A 16,128-nucleotide genomic window follows, 5' to 3' on the forward strand; every position below is an offset into this window, starting at 1 on the left:
ACTACTAACGATTGATTAAGCTCATCTATCCATTGATTAATTTCTTCTCCCATGAATGGAGAGATATGTCCGAAATTTTTCATATAAAAATCAATTGCGAGATTTTCTACTACTAAAGGTACTTCTTGTTCTTTTTCTTCTTTTTCTTCTTTTTCTTCTTTTTCTTCTTCTTGTTCTTTTTCTTCTTCTTGTCCACGACTCGTACCACGGTTCGTTAACGTGCCGTTATACGAGTCGTGAATAAACGTTTCAATTAGCCTTTTTATGGACTTTTGCTCTATATGTTTGCATATTGGAATCAACAAAGAGATATTTTTCACTTCTTTTAATTCTTTCTTTATTAAATCTTCAACTGGTTTTCCAGCTTTTTTCAGGTTGTATTTCCCCCAATTAAAAATGACTAATTCTCTGGTTTCATTATCGTATTTTATTATCTTGTGATAGTCTTCGAAACGTTGCATCAATGCCTTTATAGTTTCATGTGAATAACCTGTTTCAAAAGCCATTTGTTTTTTTGTTATTTGATACACACCAATTTGTTTCGTTTGTGGATTTGTTAATAAATATAAGAAAAAATACTTATCTTCTGGTGTGAAATCTTCTTGCACTTTCACATCATTCCAAAATGAAGTGTGTACTTGTCTAAATATCGCCATCTTTTAACCTCCTAGTGCAAATTGCAATACATGCTTGTCCGCTTTTGATAATTCTTTGAATTCTATAATGCGGATAACAAACACTGAAATATTGCTTTACTGTTTTAATTCATCTTTGCTTTTTGCTAAGTCCCTGAACTTATTAGGTAATAACACCTGATATTCAATTAAATCCATGTACTATTTCCCTACTTTCCGTGGTATACTTAGAACAACTTATTTTTTGAAAAGGACCCATTGCCGTGGGTCTTTTTGTTTTGTTCTACATCACTCCAAGCCCATTGTTTTATTGGTTCGTAAGTAATGTAAAGCAACCATGCACTACATGCGATAAACATTGCGAATATAATTACCGATGTTGTATCTTCCACTAAATCACCTCCTTTTGTGCTTCAAGCCAAGCCTCTAAATCCTTTTGCAGGAAAAGTAGTTTACGCCCTTCTCTTATTACTGGAAACCTAGGGTGATTTGCTAATTCATACATTCTGCAAACTGCAATGTTGAGATAAGCTGCGGCTTCTTTCACTCGCATAACCTTATTTGGTTGTGATTGTTGTTGTAGATCAGCTATTGCTGATCTGATTTCTTCTCTTACAATTTCACGAATAGATTCTTTAATAAATTGTTCTAAACCCATTTTCTTTCACTCCTTTTAAATAAGTTTCATACAATGAAACTTATTACTTAAAATTTTTTTCTTGTTCCTTAAACAATATAGTTGTTTCCTTTCCCAATACTTTAGATATATTAACTGCTACATCATAGTAAACCCTCAAATTCCAATTAATTATTTTATAGCAGTATGACTTCGATATCCCTACTTTTTTAGCTAGTTCATGATATTTAAGTCCAGATTCTTCAAATGCTTTTTGAAGTTCTGTTTTAGGTGTATCGGTTTGCATCTGATCACTCCCTTCTGATGCTTACAAGCCTATTATATGTTTCATTGTATGAAACTTCAAGTGTTTTTTATAAAAAATTTCAGAATAGGAAACTTTTTTGTTCTTTACGTTTCTTGTCAGGAAACTTTATAATAAACTTAATAGGATTTAGGAGTATCGAAAAGTCTTACTAAGGGGAGTTTTTTTATGGATATGAAAGATAGAATAAAACAAATTCGTTTAAAAAATAAAATGAACCAAGAACAATTTGGTAAAGAAGTAGATCTTACTAAGGGTACCGTTTCAAAATTCGAAAATGGAAAAGCCTTCCCGAGTCGTGAGACAATAGAAAAAATAGCGCAAAGATTTGCCGTTCCTGTGAACTATTTATATGGAGAAAATACCGAAGCAAACCAGGATGATAATAAATACGAGAAATTCAAAGAAATTATGGCATGGCTAGAACCTCTTCCAAAAGATAAAGAAGATATGGCATTAGACCAAATGTTAGCTATCGCTCAAGCCCTGAATAAGCATCATAAGAAAACGGAAAAATAGCCTCTCGAATTAGGATAGGCTATTTTTTTTAATCTCTGCAATATATTCCTCTAATTTTTCAGGAGCGAATTCTTTTACTGTATCTAAGAATAGCATTACAATTTCTTCTTTTGTCACTACTAGTTCCCCCTTGCATCCTGTTATTTATACGTTCACTTTCTAAAAGTGGAAAGTTTTTGTCGTTCCAGTCAAAATGTTTCCATTCCCTTTAAAGCAGAAATGACACTATCTATTAGATAGTGTCATTTCTTGTATTTATATAATTATCCACCCCCGGGACCTGGATCAATCATGTATAGAATTGTTTTTTGTTCTTTAGCGCTTTGTACTTTATTTTTTTCTGTCACTTGAAAAGCTGTGATAGAAAGACAAGCTACAGCTACAATAGATAACACTACTTTTACAAACTTATTTTTCAAGTGCTTCACCACCTTTTATGTATGGTTTAATTATAACATTCCAATGCTTCTTTTGGTAGAAATACATAGAAGAAATCGCCTGATTTAGAAAAACTTTCAAGGGATAGTTCTAAGTATTTTTTCCCTTCTTTGCCTCCAACTGCGAGCCCCATATAGTACAATTGAAAACTACTAAGATACCCGTTGTTATTTTTTAAGTTCTGTAAAATTTTAATTGCTTTTTCATTCTCACCTAACCTTACATGTAAAAAAGCTCTCTCGGCTTCATCTAAATCATTAAAGTTAATAGCATGTAAATCTCTATTATGATATATTCTTAAAAACAAAAGTGTATTAAGTACTTTTTCTCTCCTTATTTCTAGTTTCTTATTAGGTGGATCACCAATAACTTTTAGTGACTTTTCCATGTACTCTTTAGCTTTCTGATAATCTGAGAAAACATAAGTCTCTCCAATTTTACAATACGCTACCGCCTTAGTACTGACATAACAATTTGTCTCGTCGTTTATTATATCAAAACATTGTTGACGAGATTCTCTCAACTTATTTTCATGAAGGTAAACAAAAATTTCCATTTCTTTTATTCTTAACAAAAATGACTCTCTTAAAGAGCGACATTTAATTTTTGTAATATCAGGTAATAATTGTTGAATATATTCATTCACCATCTTGTAATTACCTAAATCAAAAAAAGAATATATTGTGTTTAGAATCAATATTATTACAAGTTCATTATCAATATATTTTTGATTTTTTCTCATTTTATCAACTTTCTCAAAGAACACCTTAGGTGTAATCGTATTTTCACTCCTTTCTCGCAATGTTTGGTATAAAGGAACCAAGTTTAAGTTTATTCGCACTGTTTTCGAAATACTTTTTTTCTTTTCTTTTTCGTTTTCTGTTTGGTTGCTCTTAAATTTATTTATCTGTTGCATAATCATATCTTGAAGTTCATATTCTCCAAACATATCTAACACTTCTAATGCCAATTTTAAATTTTTGTGTGAAAGTGTTGGTATACACTCTTTGATACAGTTTCTTCTAAACTTAATATCTTTAGGCTTATATAACCTAAGTGCATCCACAAAGTGCATAAAATCAAATTTACCCTTTTTATTAAAATAACTATTTACAGTTGTGTGCGTTACTTTAAAACGCATCGCTAACTTCCTATTTGTATAACCGGATGATTTTAGACTTTCTTGCATATCGTTAAAATCCAATAAAACTTGCACAATTTTTGTCCTCCTTATGGACAAAAGACACGTCCCCCCTAGTTTTTACATTTACAGAGAAACGTGTCATTATATCTAAGTTGTGTGTTATACTAATGTACGAAGACTTATGACAGTTGTTTTCCCTACTGTGGTTAGGGAGACGGTGTAGGGGTGTTGCAGCACCACTTACACAGTCATGGGTCTTTTTTATGTCCGTTTTTTATTTATTTTCATAATATCACAAAAATTTAAACTTTTAGTCATGTGATAATCTGAAAATTATTGAGAAAGTTTAGTAATTAATATAACACAGTATTCTTTTATATTGGAAAACGGCAATACTTCATTTTTAAAACACAATATTTTTATGTTAAAATATAAAAATAAGGAGTACACTAAATGAATCAGGTTAACTTTAGTTCTATACAATCACCTATGAATCAATTAGCTATACAAACAGCTATTATGTTCCTTGTTATCGGAGTTACTTTTGAATTAGTTTATATCTTATTATTAAAAATCCATGCTCCAAAAACGTTGGCTAGTGTAATTACGACAGTGTGTACTGTGGTAGTTGCCTGTAAAACGATTTCAATGCTGTATACATGAAAAAATAAAAGAGCCATTTGGCTCTTTTATTGATTTTGCAATCCTTTACTGACAAAGAAAAATAACATTTTTACATTTCTAATTGAAATAAAAATTGAGTGCATAAATATAAACATCCACATAAATAAAATGATCCACAACCAAATTGGAACCGTCAATTTCAACAAAAATGGCTGTACTAAAAATTGACTGCAAAAATGCAATATTATCCCCATCAATACAACAGTCAATTGTATAGTTATTGCCCATGTAAAAAATATAACTAACACTGCGAATTTAGAAACGCTTGAGTCAATTTCGCTAAAAGTTGTTTTAAGCTTATTAATCATATCTGACTGTGAACTTGATATCACTGCTATACTGGCCATGTTAAAACCCGCTAAAATAGATATGGCAGTAATAACTATACTATTTAAAGATTGAAAGTTTACCATAAATTCTTTAACCTTCATATCGGTAAAATATGCTGCTGTGAATACAAAGAACAAGCTAATAATAATTGCAAAATAAATATCAAAAGCTTTTTCAGATTTTGTAGAAAACTTAATGTAATTCCGAAAAGAATCGAATAAAAATTTATTCGCTTTAAAAAAAGCTTTTGCTTTAACCATTTAATCATTCGCTCCTTTTTAACGAGTCACGCCCTTTTATTATACTTGCTATTTTGTCATATAGATCCTCGCTACTGGGGTTATTATTCTTATCCACTTTAACATCTGGTCTATAAATTTCATGTGATTTATCAATATTTATACTCTTTTCTGCCCCTTTATGTTCCCCAATTACTTTTATAGATGTAACTCCTCTCTGCCCGCGGAATTTATTAATATATGGCACAATAGATTGTAGTCCCTCTTTAACCCGTTTTGCTTTAAACTCTAAAGAAACATGTGTAGCTTCTAACTCTTCCATTTCTCCTTGCATCTCACGTATAAACTCATTCTCTCCAGTATCGACTTTTGAAGTGATTTCAATTTTTGTAGATTTAATCTTATCTAACTTTTTTAAATCCTCTATAAAATCTACACTTAACAATGAACAAATATTAAAACTACAATACGATGAATTTATTAAAGTGTTTTTTCCATGTTTATCTAAATAATCTTGTAACTTAGAACGATTTAGCTTTATATTATACTGCAAAAGCACAAAGCCGTCCTTTTTTCTAATCATAAAATGAACATGATCTTCCTCTCCTTCACGCATTTGTCTTGGGTTTGTTCTACTTTTTAATGTGTCTGCATGAATTAAATCAGCAACTCGTCCATATTCAGCACACTTGAAATTCCCATAAATAGTATGTTCATCTTCTTGTAAATCGCTTAATAGCATAAACCATTCATCAGAAACCACAAATTTTTTTGCAGAATTATCTCTGGCATAAATTTCTCGTAATAGTTTCCCAAAAAAATTCGCATCCCAAGTGTCTTTAATAGTGTCTGCTTTTCCACTATTTGATTTTTGTATGTATTGTAAATCAATTTGGTACGCTGAAAAACTTACTCTTTTACTGCTTTTCTTTTTAGCCAAATTTCTCACTCCTGTAATATAAACTAACAAGGTAATTGACATCTATTAATTGTTACACACAAATATAACAACCGACACCTAAACACCTTCCATATATTTCATTATACTTACGATTATGATTTTTTTGGAGATTTTTACAAAAAAATAAATATATTATCCTATTTTTATATTCATTTGAATTGTATAAATTTATGATAGAATATATCCATCGCTGATATGTCCAACCATGTAATTTTCATAGCAGTAAAATTACAACTAGACTTATACAACATGATTCAAAATAAATGAAGGAGTGTTTTAAGTGAAAGGACATATTCGAAAAAGAGGAAATAAATATTGCATCGTTATTGATATCGGTCCTGATCCAGAGACAGGAAGAAGAAGACAGAAGTGGTTTTCTGGATATAAGACAAAAAAAGAAGCACAGGCCGATGTAGCAAAGAAGATTACAGAATTGAATGAAGGAACTTTTATAGAGCCATCTAAAGTTACGCTAAAAGATTACCTAAATCATTGGCTAGAAATTAAAAGTATGAGCATAGAAAAGAGTACCTTTGCTGGCTATAGGGCATTTATCAACCAACATGTTATACCTAGTATAGGAATGGTCGCGCTCCATAAATTAAATGTTATGCACATTCAAAAATGCTATAAGACTGCGATAGATAAAGGGATTGCAAACAATTCTATTCTGCTTATGCATAGAATTTTAAAGAGCGCTTTAAACCTAGCTGTAAAACAAAATATTATTTCTCGAAATCCAGCAGATTTTGCTGAGATACCTAAAAAAGAAAAAACCCCTATCCAGACTTGGACAGAGGAAGAAGTAAAAAAGTTTTTGGCTCGTTCACAAGAATCACGATATCACATTGGGTATCTACTTGCAATAACTACAGGTATGCGTCTGGGAGAAGTTCTAGGGTTACGATGGCAGGACATTGATTTTGAAAAACATACCGTTACAATAAATCAAACATCTGGTCATGACAATAAAATCAAAAAAACTGCAAAAACAAATTCATCAAAACGCACAATTCCTGTACCTAATGAAACAATAGCAGCCTTAAAAAAACATAAAATTTTAATCAATAAAGAGAAATTAAAGTTTGGTTCTGCTTATCTAGATCAAGATTTAATAAATTGTAATGAGTTTGGAAGAATAATAAAAAGAGCACATTTCAGAAAAAGTTTCATTAGGATGACAAACAAAGTAGGTATAAAAGAAATTAAATTCCATGATTTAAGACATACACACGCAACTCTACTATTGAAACAAGGAGTTAACCCTAAAATCATCAGTGAGCGATTAGGTCATACAGATATTTCAATGACATTAAGTGTCTATTCTCATGTTTTACCGAATATGCAGGAAGAAGCAGTTAAAAACTTCGGTAAAAGTATCTTTGGATAACCTATGTTTGCAAAATGTTTGCATTTTATCAAAAAAAGTCAAACAAACGTTGTCATATCAAGGTTTGTTTGACCTATCATCTTATATTCTTGATAAAATCTCCGAATCCCTATTGAAATATTTAATAATGGAGCGTTCTCACCACCACGGGTTATGCATTCGAATCGATATACATAGGAGAAAAAATCTTGTGTTTTTTCATCTTTTATTGGCCCTGACATCGCCTCACAAATATTTTGTGATCTAAGAGGAGAAAAATAGATTTCTTCTGCATTTGTATTTTCTAAATATATAGGACGCTCACAAAAAATATGTGAGATTAAAGCGGGCACCCACTTAGAATACGTTTCATTATCATGTAGTACTGGCAAATTAGAAATCAAATCGGATTGCCATTCATATTTTGGTGGCTCTACTAATTTATTTGGTTTCCAATCATGAATAATCTCATACCAACTTTGAAAAATATAATTGAGCTGCTCTTGTTTAATAGGTTCTTTTGATACAATCCATGGTGTATTTTCATTTAATACGTACGGATTATGCTGAATAAACAATATATCAGAAAACATATCATACAGTCTTTCATTCAAACGTTTCAACTTACTCGTTAATAAAAACGTCTTATAATGTATCTCTACGATGTCCAGCCATTCAATAGGAAAGTATATAAATGATACCTTTTCATTTAAAAGAGGTTCTACTATATTTTCAAATGTTAACAACCTTAATTTTTTCATAAAATGATTCTTTCCTTTCTTCAGTTGTCTTGATTATCAAAAAGCTAGAACAAAAGTTACTTAATCTAATCCATTTAAACAAAGTATTTAAAAGAAAAGTAAAAACTATCTACATAAAACATTATCAAACCGACTCTTTTAAAAATTAAAAGTAATTATTATCTACAACACCTCTTAGTATTCGTAATTTAATACATTTAAATTATATAATATATATAATATATTGTACTTATCATTTACAATAACTTTACAGAAAAACCAAAAAAGAACACCTTAAATCGGTGCTCTTTTTACAAATATCAAGCGTTATGTAGTTGAACATATAGATAACATGAACCCTCCAAATGAAATTACTCCTAGTAAACCTACTATAAATCCTGTTAAACAAATACAATCAGCAAGACAAATAGAAGACTGCGATAATGGAACGAATGAACTACTTGTACTCGACCCATATTGTTTTATTTTTTCATAATTCATATCTAACATTAAATGTAGACATGTTACACCATCCTCAATAGTATGTAGAGATTCTTTTTCTAATCGCTCCAATAATTTACTATCAAAAGAAACTGATAGAGGATACTGCTTATCTAATTTTATATTTTGATAAATTAGTTGCAAACGAGATAATATATTATTTTTCTTCTTTTCAGATGTTACTGTACATTTCATATTATTAAATTCATTTAATAACAGTGTCAATTCATCTCTTTTTCCGTATAAATCTTTAGCTATTTTTCTCTTTACTTTATACGAATGGAAAATAGATTTTAGTTCAACCATATTCATACACTTCCTAATTACATATTATTTACCCAATTATTTTATAGATAAACAGTACTTTTTAATCTTATTTAAAATACACTCAAGCAACTTATTTTACTATCGATTAACATTACATTAACCTTACACGGTTGTAATAAAATCATTAGCTAGAAGGAAGCAATGCCCAAACTAGACAGATATTTAATTATAAAACCATAAGAAAAAAACAATGATTAGATTTTAAATCTAGTCATTGCTTTATCCATCACATCTTGATTACACCTATATATCTTATTGTTACTCTTTCACTTGAATGATTGAATATATCCATTAATAATGACTATATTCTTTGTCGGCACGTACATATATAAAACTAATGTTTTTTAATTGATAAGGTGAAACTTTAATTAGCCCTCATCCATCGGGCTTTTATGGGCAGCCGGCCACCTAACTTCTCTTTGCTCTCGCTGAATTTTTTTAGGGTCTTACTGCCCGGCAAATAGCAGGATAAATGCAATCAATATTCATACGTTATAATAGTACCAGTAGTATCAGTAGTACCACTAAAACCATCAAAACAGTTAGAGCAACCGCCACAGCCGCCACAACCTCCGCAACCAAAACAACCGAAGCAACCAATACAACGGAATCCACCACAACGGAATCCACCACAACGGAATCCGCCACAACGACCACAACCCCCACAGCGACGAGCAGCATCTTCAATATAGTAATATGGATATTGATTTTGCTGGTCCCAATAGACAATATTTCCAGATCGGTAATCATTAAGGCTTAACGCTTGTATTTCTTGTTGAAACTGATTCATTTTCATAACCTCCGTTTATAAAATACAACCTCATTGATGCTTCCCTATATTTCTGTTCGTTACATCTAAGTAGAAATAGCGCTATAAACTAAGTTCAATACGTACACCAACAAAGTATGACTTATCACTAGATGATGCACCTTGTTCATATACCTATTTTTACTATGGGCTCATTTTTATAAATAGAAATTATAAAATATAAATTCTAGCGTCATATCTTCATACTTACTAAGCTCAATTAATTTCTCAATAATCACGCGGACAAATCCTATATATTTCCATATATCACTTAGATTTTCTTGTACTGTAAATGCCTTTGCTATAACACCTCTAAGTAACCGGTTTCTATGACGGTTAAGAAATTCCTATAAAGAAAAAAGCCCTAATTAGGGCTTTTTATTCTATTTCTCCAGCAAAGCTCTCTATGAAATTTCTAATTGAAAAAAGACACACTTAGATTGATGCGTCTTTTTGTGATGCCTCTTTTGTGAAATCATATAATGCAATTGCGCCTAAAAGAACAAGTATACCTTGAGGAACATCTAGTAAAATAGTTTTCCAAATTTCTGGAATTACCCATTTAATATCTGCTGCTGTTTCAAGATATGTTTGGAAATAGCTGATTGTAAAATTAATTATCCCTAAAAATACAAACAACGATAAACCAAATCGAATTAATTTCTTATTTGTAAACATATAACACCTCTCAAAATTCATTGGATATTCCTGCTTTTGCTTCTTTATATTTCCATATCTCTATATTTGATTTTAACACACAAAGAACTCAAAAAAATACAATATGCAAATTTGCATATTGTATGAACAGCACTTCATGTTAACTTAGAAATTCCTGCAAAGAAAAAACAACTCCGTTACAGCTAACAGCTCGGGTTTCTTTTCTTATTTAACTTCATACCACCAACATTTACGTTCTTTAATTGTAAAATAAATGTGACAGAAGTTTATCCAGTTAATGCGTAGACAATTAAATGAGCTAAATTATCGATATTCTATTTCACCATATCCGTAGCACTAATGACTTTACGCAAATTTGACAAGAAAAAATATAGAGATAGGTATGGATCATACCTATCTCTAACATTACTTCTATTCTTTATCCAATTACGTCTTTTACGTCTGTATCCACTGGCCACTTTTCTAATGTATAAGCCATTTCCCAAAATGAATATTCATATTGACTGCTAATAATAAAATGCTGTTTCATACGCTTGCGGTCTGCCTCTGTTACTTTTTCAGCAATAGTATCTAACCGTGTAATTTGTTCTTCAACTAGCGTACGGAACCAATCAGATCCATAAGCAGAAATCCATTCGTTATAAATTGGCTCTTCCGGCTGACATTCTTTTAAACGTTCCCCAATTTCGTAATACAACCAATAGCAAGGTAAAATTGCTGCAATGATATCTCCTAAATGCCCTTCATACGCAGCACGATACATATGTGAAGTATACGCATATGCAGTTGGCGCAGGAATAAAATTATCTTTTTCTTCTTTTGTTATCCCTAGCTTTTTAGCAAAATTCTCATGTAAAGATAACTCGGCCTCATATGTATTTTGAGCATGATGTGCCATACGAGCTGTCGTCTCTAATTCAAGAGCTTTTGCAGCTCCTAAAGTTTGTACTCTAGCAAAATGACTCAAATAATATGAATCTTGAAGCACATAATAGCGAAAACTAGCTAAATCTAACGTTCCTTCACCAAGTTTTTTTACAAAAGGATGGTTAAAACTCGCTTCCCAAATTGAATCTACTTCTTTACGTAATGATTGTGAAAAAGTCATTTAAATCCCTCCAATAATGTATAAAATATAAGTATTTATCCACAATTATTAAAGCTGTAAAATAAAAAAACTTTCTTTACAGGCGTAAAGAAAGTGAAATTGACAGTATTTATTTACTCATTAAATAGCAACGTCTTTCCCACTTCCCTACGCTGGCATTAACCAGATCAGGTACTAAGAGTCTCAAAATCACATTTGATCTCAGCCTATAAAAGGCCCCCCTAGTGGATAAATATTTTGTTTTTATAATGTATTCATCATAGCATACTTCGTGAAACTGTCAAAAGAATTAGTTATATAATCCCCTTAAAACCCTTCTTCTTTTCTAACTTTTAATGATGTTTCAATAATCATATCTAATAGTTTGCTATAACTAATTCCCGCTGCTTCTGCACTTTTTGGCAATAAACTTGATTGTGTCATCCCTGGTAATGTATTAATTTCCATTACATATGGAATTCCATCCTTCACCATCATATCAACTCTTGCATAAACACTACATTTTAATGCTTTATAACAAGCCAGTGACGCTTTATTTACACGTTCATTAATTTCCGCTGGAAGTTCGATAACTTCCTCAACTGTACTAGTATCATCATATTTTGCATTGTAGTCAAAGAACTCGGCTGCATGTCGAATTGAAACTATAGGTAACTGTTTTCCATCCAGAATGGAACATGTAATTTCATCACCTTTTATATACTTCTCAATTACTACTTCAGAATCCCATTCAAATACAGTTTCTAGCATTGAGATCAATTCATTTTTATTGTAAACGATTTTCACCCCGACACTCGATCCGCCAGAGTTTGGTTTTACCACTAATGGAAATCCTAACTTATCTAACTCATCAAGCTTTAGATCCTCCATTTTTGTAAGTTCAATCCAATCTGGTGTTTCTACACCTTCATAACGTAAAATCTTTTTCGAAATATTCTTATCCATACATATACTACTAGATAACATATTACTTCCGCTATAAGGAATCCCTAAACTCTCCAGTGTTCCTTGAACTGTCCCATCTTCTCCATATTTCCCGTGTAATGCGAGCAACGCAAAGTCAATGTCTTTCGCTTTTTCAATTAAATCCATTTTTTCATTTAATGTAATTGGGACTATTTCATACTTATTTTTATCTAAATGAGCAATCATTTCATTCCCTGTCATAATTGAAACTTGTTTTTCAGACGATACCCCGCCCATAATAACACCGATTTTCATTTTCTCAACTCCAAATTTCATTTTTTAATGTATCACCAATTATTTTAATTCCCCGAACTATTTCTTCTTCTTTCAAGCGCGAAAACCCTAATCGGAAAGTGTTCGCCCCTTCTCCATCAGAGTAAAAAACATCTCCAGGTGAAAACGTAACGCCTTTCTCATAACACTTTTGTAAAAGTGTGCGGGCATTCATATGCTCTTCTAGCTCTATAAATAAATGAAGTCCACCATCTCCAGTCATTCTTTTGAAAGGAATGAACTGATTACACGCGCCGACAGCTAACTCATATTTTTTCTTATAAACCGATCTTGCCTTTTTTAAATATTTCTCAAAATATCCCTCATGTAAATATTGAAATAGAACCGCTTGATCTAACGTAGATGTGTGGATTGTTCTTGCTCTTTTTACGCTTTCTAAATAATGAATCAGCTCTTTATCTGCAATAATCCAACCTACACGTAAACCAGGGAAAAGTACCTTTGAAAAGCTACTAATATAAATCACATTATTGCCAGCTCCAGCAAAAGTTAATAAGGGAGCTAAATGTGAACCTGAATAACGTAATTCTTCATTAAATCCGTCCTCTATAATAGGAACCTTATATTTCGAGAATAACCTCATCAATTCCGTTCTTTTCTCTGAACTCGTAACAATACCGGTTGGATTATGATAAGAAGGAATTAAATAAGCAAAATCAAAATCTTTTTCACGTAAGCTTTTTTCAACTTCATTCGTATCAATACCATCCTCATTCATATCAATCCCATGAACTTCAAGTCCATGTAAACGGAACAGCTTTAGTGCAGCGTGGTGAGTTGGATTCTCACAAATGACACGACCGGATTTTTTTGATAAAGAAGAAAGTACAATATCCAATCCTTCTGTAAATCCATTTGTAATTAGAATATCTTTATTCGAAATGTCTACACCTTTCATTTCCATGTAATGAAGTAAATAATTCATTAACGGTTTATATCCCTTTGCATATCCGTAGTTCAATACGATGTCCCCTTCAATGGACATACGAGTAAGAAAAGCTCTTTTGAAGTTTTCAACATCAAATAGCTTCTCATCCGGGGCTATACTATTAAAAACAATCATTCCCTTTTCCCAACGAACACCATGTTTCATTAAATCTAATTCATCCGCTAATGCGGTCACTGTATTAAGTTTATTTTTCCAATCTATTTCAACAGACGAAGTGTTAGATATATCTACCTTCGCAACAAAGTTCCCTTTTCCTTTAACTGCATAAATGAGTCCTTCTTGCTCTAAATCTGCATAAGCAGCAAGTACAGTGTTTCTACTCACACTTAGTAATTCACTTAGTTCCCTTGTTGATGGGATTTTTTGATTCCCGAGCAAGTGCCCTTTCATAATCATCTTCTTCAAATAATCTTTCAATTGAATATAAACGGGACGATCTTTAACAACTTTAAAATCCTTAAACAATTCCTTACCCCCTGCAATCATTTTTGCATATTTATTTCATTCACAAAAGGTCCACGACATATGTATTTTTTATAAAGGGCGGTACGGTCTTACAAGTCTTTTCGATATAAGTTAATTACATCTTTTAAAGCTGCAGCTGCAGCGCCTCGTGGATTAGAAGCCCCACCAATTGTAGTAACTTGTCCCATCGTATCTGTAAAGAACGTAATTCCTTTTTCGGTCCCATTTACTTTTGCTAACGGATGATCTTTTTCTATTTCGCACGGTTCAACATTTAAATTCACATTGCCACCCTCATCCTTATATATTGATGCTATTAATTTAATAATTTTATGTTGTTCCTTAGCATTTTGTATTTGCTGTTTTGTAACGTGCTCGATTCCTTTTATATGTATATCAGTAAGTGTTTTCTCTGTTTCCATTAAGCTGTTTGTCAAAAGTAACAATTTACACGCACTATCTGAACCACTTATATCTAATATAGGGTTTGTCTCAGCAATTCCTTTATTTTGCGCTTCTTTCAGTGCTTCTTCAAATGTCATATCTTCCTCATACATTTTCGTAAGAATATAATTAGTTGTTCCATTTAATATTCCTTCTATTTTTTCAATACTGCAACCGGCTAAACTAAATTGTCCGATATCTAGCGTCGGTAGTGCAGCGGCTGTTGCACCGCTATATCGAATTCGTACATTTACGCCTCTTGCTGCTTCATTTATTTCTCTCCAGTTTGTAACGAGTGCACCTTTTGAAATTGCTACTATATCCATCTGTTTCTCAATCGCTTGTTTCATATATTGTTTCCCTGGATTTCCATCTTTAAGATTTGTAACTGTTGATTCTACCAATACAGTACCACTTATGCTAGTTGTTGCACGTTCCTTCGGATGATACTCTAAATATTTTTCAATTGCAGCGGTACCGCCACCATACATCAATAAATGATGAAGAGATAAGCCGTCTTCATTATGTATTGCAATATTTCTTCCTAATACGCCACTTACAACTAATTGAATCCCATATGTTTCATATATATATGAATACTTTTCATTTAATAATTTTATAAACTCTCTGCCTACTGTTCCGTATCCTGATAATACAACTTGAATCTTCATAATATCCCCCCATATTTTTCTACCAAACCCCTCTTTCAATATAATATAAAGCGCTCTCGAATTCCATCGAGAGCGCTTTATTATTACTTATTTCGGTAAACGTGATAGCTTTTCAGCAATTGTTCTATAAAACTCTTGAATGCTAGAAAAACCTAACGAGTCTGAAACACTTAATCCTACCATGTCGAGATGATCCCAATTCGCTTTCGTTTCGATATGATTCCATTTTCCAACCTGTAATGACTCATGATTATTTACAGCAACATTAGAAATTGGTGCAATCATAGAATTGGTATTTACTACACCATCATTTTGCCACCAAGAAGTATCAACTAACGGACGGTTTTCTTCATATCTCGCATAAGAACCTAAGAAAAATGCATTCCCCATCAACACTTTATTCATCGTTATATGAGGCAAATGTAAACCTGTAATAGGTGCTGCTTGTGATGCATGTCCACTATAAGATAAGTAATAAACATCCGGTTGCGTCTTTACCCAATTATTTAACTCCTTTGCACCATCTGTACTTAAATCCCATTGACTTATATCTTTTGTATTTTTCCAAAGTGAACTATTTAGAATACGATTACTATATTGGAAAAAGGACTCTCCAGCAATCTTCTTTATACCCCATTGATCCAATTTAAAATCATATAAAGATAAATTATTGTTTCCTCCAAAGCTCGCAGCTGTAATGAGTAAATCTTTAACGAACGGCAGCAGAAGACTACCATCCGCAAGTGTTGTACCGTTGTGAGGGGTTGCTAATGTTGTAACACTATGAACATATGATTTTCCGCCTTCAAATAGTGGTGATATTTTGGTGTCTGGGTGATTTTCCGCATAATTCTTTTCTTCAAAACTACCTTCTTTTAATAGCTGTACTAATGTTCTAATCGTTTGTCCACCCATGC

The 16,128-nt window shown here is 32.0% G+C and carries 20 protein-coding genes, 2 pseudogenes and 1 riboswitch; of the genes and pseudogenes, 3 read left to right on the top strand and 19 right to left on the bottom strand.

Annotated features, from left to right (window positions below; translation table 11 throughout):
* From MR167_RS26710 to MR167_RS26730, 5 genes and pseudogenes are all read right to left on the bottom strand, one after another.
* Window positions 1-656, bottom strand: a 656-nt coding sequence (locus tag MR167_RS26710; protein WP_242315909.1) for a replication protein, incomplete at its 3' end; no start/stop codon positions are given.
* A pseudogene (locus MR167_RS26715) lies at window positions 643-833 on the bottom strand (hypothetical protein). The pseudogene MR167_RS26715 and the gene MR167_RS26710, both read right to left, overlap by 14 nt.
* 29 nt (window positions 834-862) lie before the next feature.
* Entirely contained in the window at window positions 863-1,027 is a 165-nt protein-coding gene (locus tag MR167_RS26720) for a hypothetical protein (protein ID WP_242315912.1), read from the bottom strand.
* Window positions 1,027-1,293, bottom strand: a complete 267-nt coding sequence (locus MR167_RS26725; RefSeq protein ID WP_000522182.1) for a helix-turn-helix domain-containing protein — start codon at window positions 1,291-1,293, stop codon at window positions 1,027-1,029. The genes MR167_RS26720 and MR167_RS26725 overlap by 1 nt, the downstream gene beginning before the upstream one ends.
* A 43-nt stretch (window positions 1,294-1,336) precedes the next feature.
* Complete coding sequence (locus MR167_RS26730; protein WP_242315914.1) at window positions 1,337-1,558, bottom strand: helix-turn-helix domain-containing protein; 222 nt, start codon at window positions 1,556-1,558, stop codon at window positions 1,337-1,339.
* 186 nt (window positions 1,559-1,744) lie between these two features.
* Between MR167_RS26730 and MR167_RS26735 the strand changes: the two genes are divergently transcribed.
* A complete protein-coding gene (locus MR167_RS26735; protein WP_242315915.1) occupies window positions 1,745-2,095 on the top strand; it encodes a helix-turn-helix domain-containing protein in 351 nt (116 codons plus the stop codon).
* A gap of 263 nt (window positions 2,096-2,358) precedes the next feature.
* Here MR167_RS26735 and MR167_RS26740 read toward each other — a convergent pair whose 3' ends face one another.
* Both MR167_RS26740 and MR167_RS26745 read right to left on the bottom strand, forming a co-directional pair.
* Window positions 2,359-2,514: a hypothetical protein gene (locus tag MR167_RS26740; RefSeq protein WP_242315926.1), complete on the bottom strand. Its 156-nt coding sequence runs from the start codon at window positions 2,512-2,514 to the stop codon at window positions 2,359-2,361.
* A 26-nt stretch (window positions 2,515-2,540) separates the two neighbouring features.
* Window positions 2,541-3,749 carry an AimR family lysis-lysogeny pheromone receptor gene (locus MR167_RS26745; protein WP_242315916.1) on the bottom strand — a complete coding sequence of 403 codons (1,209 nt, stop codon included), beginning with the start codon at window positions 3,747-3,749 and terminating at the stop codon, window positions 2,541-2,543.
* A 381-nt stretch (window positions 3,750-4,130) separates the two neighbouring features.
* Between MR167_RS26745 and MR167_RS26750 the strand changes: the two genes are divergently transcribed.
* Window positions 4,131-4,340 carry a hypothetical protein gene (locus MR167_RS26750; RefSeq protein WP_242315917.1) on the top strand — a complete coding sequence of 70 codons (210 nt, stop codon included), beginning with the start codon at window positions 4,131-4,133 and terminating at the stop codon, window positions 4,338-4,340.
* 26 nt (window positions 4,341-4,366) lie between these two features.
* On the opposite strand, the gene MR167_RS26755 is transcribed toward MR167_RS26750, so the two are convergent.
* Together MR167_RS26755 and MR167_RS26760 are read right to left on the bottom strand one after the other, a co-directional pair.
* Complete coding sequence (locus tag MR167_RS26755; protein WP_242315918.1) at window positions 4,367-4,951, bottom strand: hypothetical protein; 585 nt, start codon at window positions 4,949-4,951, stop codon at window positions 4,367-4,369.
* Between the two features lie 4 nt (window positions 4,952-4,955).
* On the bottom strand, window positions 4,956-5,870 hold the full coding sequence (locus MR167_RS26760; protein WP_242315919.1) for a hypothetical protein: 915 nt from the start codon (window positions 5,868-5,870) through the stop codon (window positions 4,956-4,958).
* A 301-nt stretch (window positions 5,871-6,171) separates the two neighbouring features.
* On the opposite strand from MR167_RS26760, the gene MR167_RS26765 reads away from it, so the two are divergent.
* Window positions 6,172-7,281: a site-specific integrase gene (locus MR167_RS26765; RefSeq protein WP_242315920.1), complete on the top strand. Its 1,110-nt coding sequence runs from the start codon at window positions 6,172-6,174 to the stop codon at window positions 7,279-7,281.
* Window positions 7,282-7,319: 38 nt separating this feature from the next.
* Here the strand turns inward: MR167_RS26765 and MR167_RS26770 are convergent, their stop codons facing one another.
* The 10 genes and pseudogenes from MR167_RS26770 to MR167_RS26815 form a co-directional block, all read right to left on the bottom strand.
* Window positions 7,320-8,021 (bottom strand): pPIWI_RE module domain-containing protein, encoded by a 702-nt coding sequence (locus tag MR167_RS26770; protein ID WP_000736198.1) that lies wholly within the window; start codon window positions 8,019-8,021, stop codon window positions 7,320-7,322.
* Window positions 8,022-8,327: 306 nt separating this feature from the next.
* Window positions 8,328-8,813, bottom strand: a complete 486-nt coding sequence (locus MR167_RS26775) for a homoserine dehydrogenase (protein WP_242315921.1) — start codon at window positions 8,811-8,813, stop codon at window positions 8,328-8,330.
* A gap of 209 nt (window positions 8,814-9,022) precedes the next feature.
* A pseudogene (locus MR167_RS26780) lies at window positions 9,023-9,154 on the bottom strand (site-specific integrase); the annotation flags it as partial.
* 152 nt (window positions 9,155-9,306) lie between these two features.
* Window positions 9,307-9,624 carry a heterocycloanthracin/sonorensin family bacteriocin gene (locus tag MR167_RS26785; protein ID WP_481746711.1) on the bottom strand — a complete coding sequence of 106 codons (318 nt, stop codon included), beginning with the start codon at window positions 9,622-9,624 and terminating at the stop codon, window positions 9,307-9,309.
* Between the two features lie 447 nt (window positions 9,625-10,071).
* Window positions 10,072-10,335 (bottom strand): DUF3937 domain-containing protein, encoded by a 264-nt coding sequence (locus MR167_RS26790; RefSeq protein ID WP_002082716.1) that lies wholly within the window; start codon window positions 10,333-10,335, stop codon window positions 10,072-10,074.
* A 397-nt stretch (window positions 10,336-10,732) separates the two neighbouring features.
* Complete coding sequence (gene tenA, locus MR167_RS26795; RefSeq protein WP_000144509.1) at window positions 10,733-11,422, bottom strand: thiaminase II; 690 nt, start codon at window positions 11,420-11,422, stop codon at window positions 10,733-10,735.
* A 127-nt stretch (window positions 11,423-11,549) separates the two neighbouring features.
* A riboswitch (TPP riboswitch) is annotated at window positions 11,550-11,655 on the bottom strand.
* A gap of 73 nt (window positions 11,656-11,728) precedes the next feature.
* On the bottom strand, window positions 11,729-12,643 hold the full coding sequence (locus tag MR167_RS26800; protein ID WP_002082718.1) for a D-alanine--D-alanine ligase: 915 nt from the start codon (window positions 12,641-12,643) through the stop codon (window positions 11,729-11,731).
* A 4-nt stretch (window positions 12,644-12,647) separates the two neighbouring features.
* Window positions 12,648-14,096 carry a MocR-like pyridoxine biosynthesis transcription factor PdxR gene (gene pdxR, locus MR167_RS26805; protein ID WP_000471637.1) on the bottom strand — a complete coding sequence of 483 codons (1,449 nt, stop codon included), beginning with the start codon at window positions 14,094-14,096 and terminating at the stop codon, window positions 12,648-12,650.
* A gap of 89 nt (window positions 14,097-14,185) precedes the next feature.
* Window positions 14,186-15,211 (bottom strand): homoserine dehydrogenase, encoded by a 1,026-nt coding sequence (locus MR167_RS26810; RefSeq protein WP_000701766.1) that lies wholly within the window; start codon window positions 15,209-15,211, stop codon window positions 14,186-14,188.
* Window positions 15,212-15,298: 87 nt separating this feature from the next.
* The coding region (locus MR167_RS26815; protein ID WP_242315924.1) for a lipase-like domain-containing protein at window positions 15,299-16,128 on the bottom strand (830 nt) is incomplete at its 5' end.

The sequence above is a fragment of the Bacillus cereus group sp. BfR-BA-01355 genome, from assembly GCF_022663675.1.
GTDB lineage: Bacteria > Bacillota > Bacilli > Bacillales > Bacillaceae_G > Bacillus_A > Bacillus_A thuringiensis_S.

Excerpts from the sequence above, each read along its gene's own strand:
- MR167_RS26725 (WP_000522182.1), bottom strand. The coding sequence starts at position 1,293 with ATGGGTTTAGAACAATTTATTAAAGAATCTATTCGTGAAATTGTAAGA.
- MR167_RS26730 (WP_242315914.1), bottom strand. The coding sequence starts at position 1,558 with ATGCAAACCGATACACCTAAAACAGAACTTCAAAAAGCATTTGAAGAA.
- MR167_RS26735 (WP_242315915.1), top strand. The coding sequence starts at position 1,745 with ATGGATATGAAAGATAGAATAAAACAAATTCGTTTAAAAAATAAAATG.
- MR167_RS26750 (WP_242315917.1), top strand. The coding sequence starts at position 4,131 with ATGAATCAGGTTAACTTTAGTTCTATACAATCACCTATGAATCAATTA.
- MR167_RS26755 (WP_242315918.1), bottom strand. The coding sequence starts at position 4,951 with ATGGTTAAAGCAAAAGCTTTTTTTAAAGCGAATAAATTTTTATTCGAT.
- MR167_RS26770 (WP_000736198.1), bottom strand. The coding sequence starts at position 8,021 with ATGAAAAAATTAAGGTTGTTAACATTTGAAAATATAGTAGAACCTCTT.
- MR167_RS26775 (WP_242315921.1), bottom strand. The coding sequence starts at position 8,813 with ATGAATATGGTTGAACTAAAATCTATTTTCCATTCGTATAAAGTAAAG.
- MR167_RS26785 (WP_481746711.1), bottom strand. The coding sequence starts at position 9,624 with ATGAAAATGAATCAGTTTCAACAAGAAATACAAGCGTTAAGCCTTAAT.
- MR167_RS26790 (WP_002082716.1), bottom strand. The coding sequence starts at position 10,335 with ATGAATTTTGAGAGGTGTTATATGTTTACAAATAAGAAATTAATTCGA.
- tenA (WP_000144509.1), bottom strand. The coding sequence starts at position 11,422 with ATGACTTTTTCACAATCATTACGTAAAGAAGTAGATTCAATTTGGGAA.
- MR167_RS26800 (WP_002082718.1), bottom strand. The coding sequence starts at position 12,643 with ATGAAAATCGGTGTTATTATGGGCGGGGTATCGTCTGAAAAACAAGTT.
- MR167_RS26810 (WP_000701766.1), bottom strand. The coding sequence starts at position 15,211 with ATGAAGATTCAAGTTGTATTATCAGGATACGGAACAGTAGGCAGAGAG.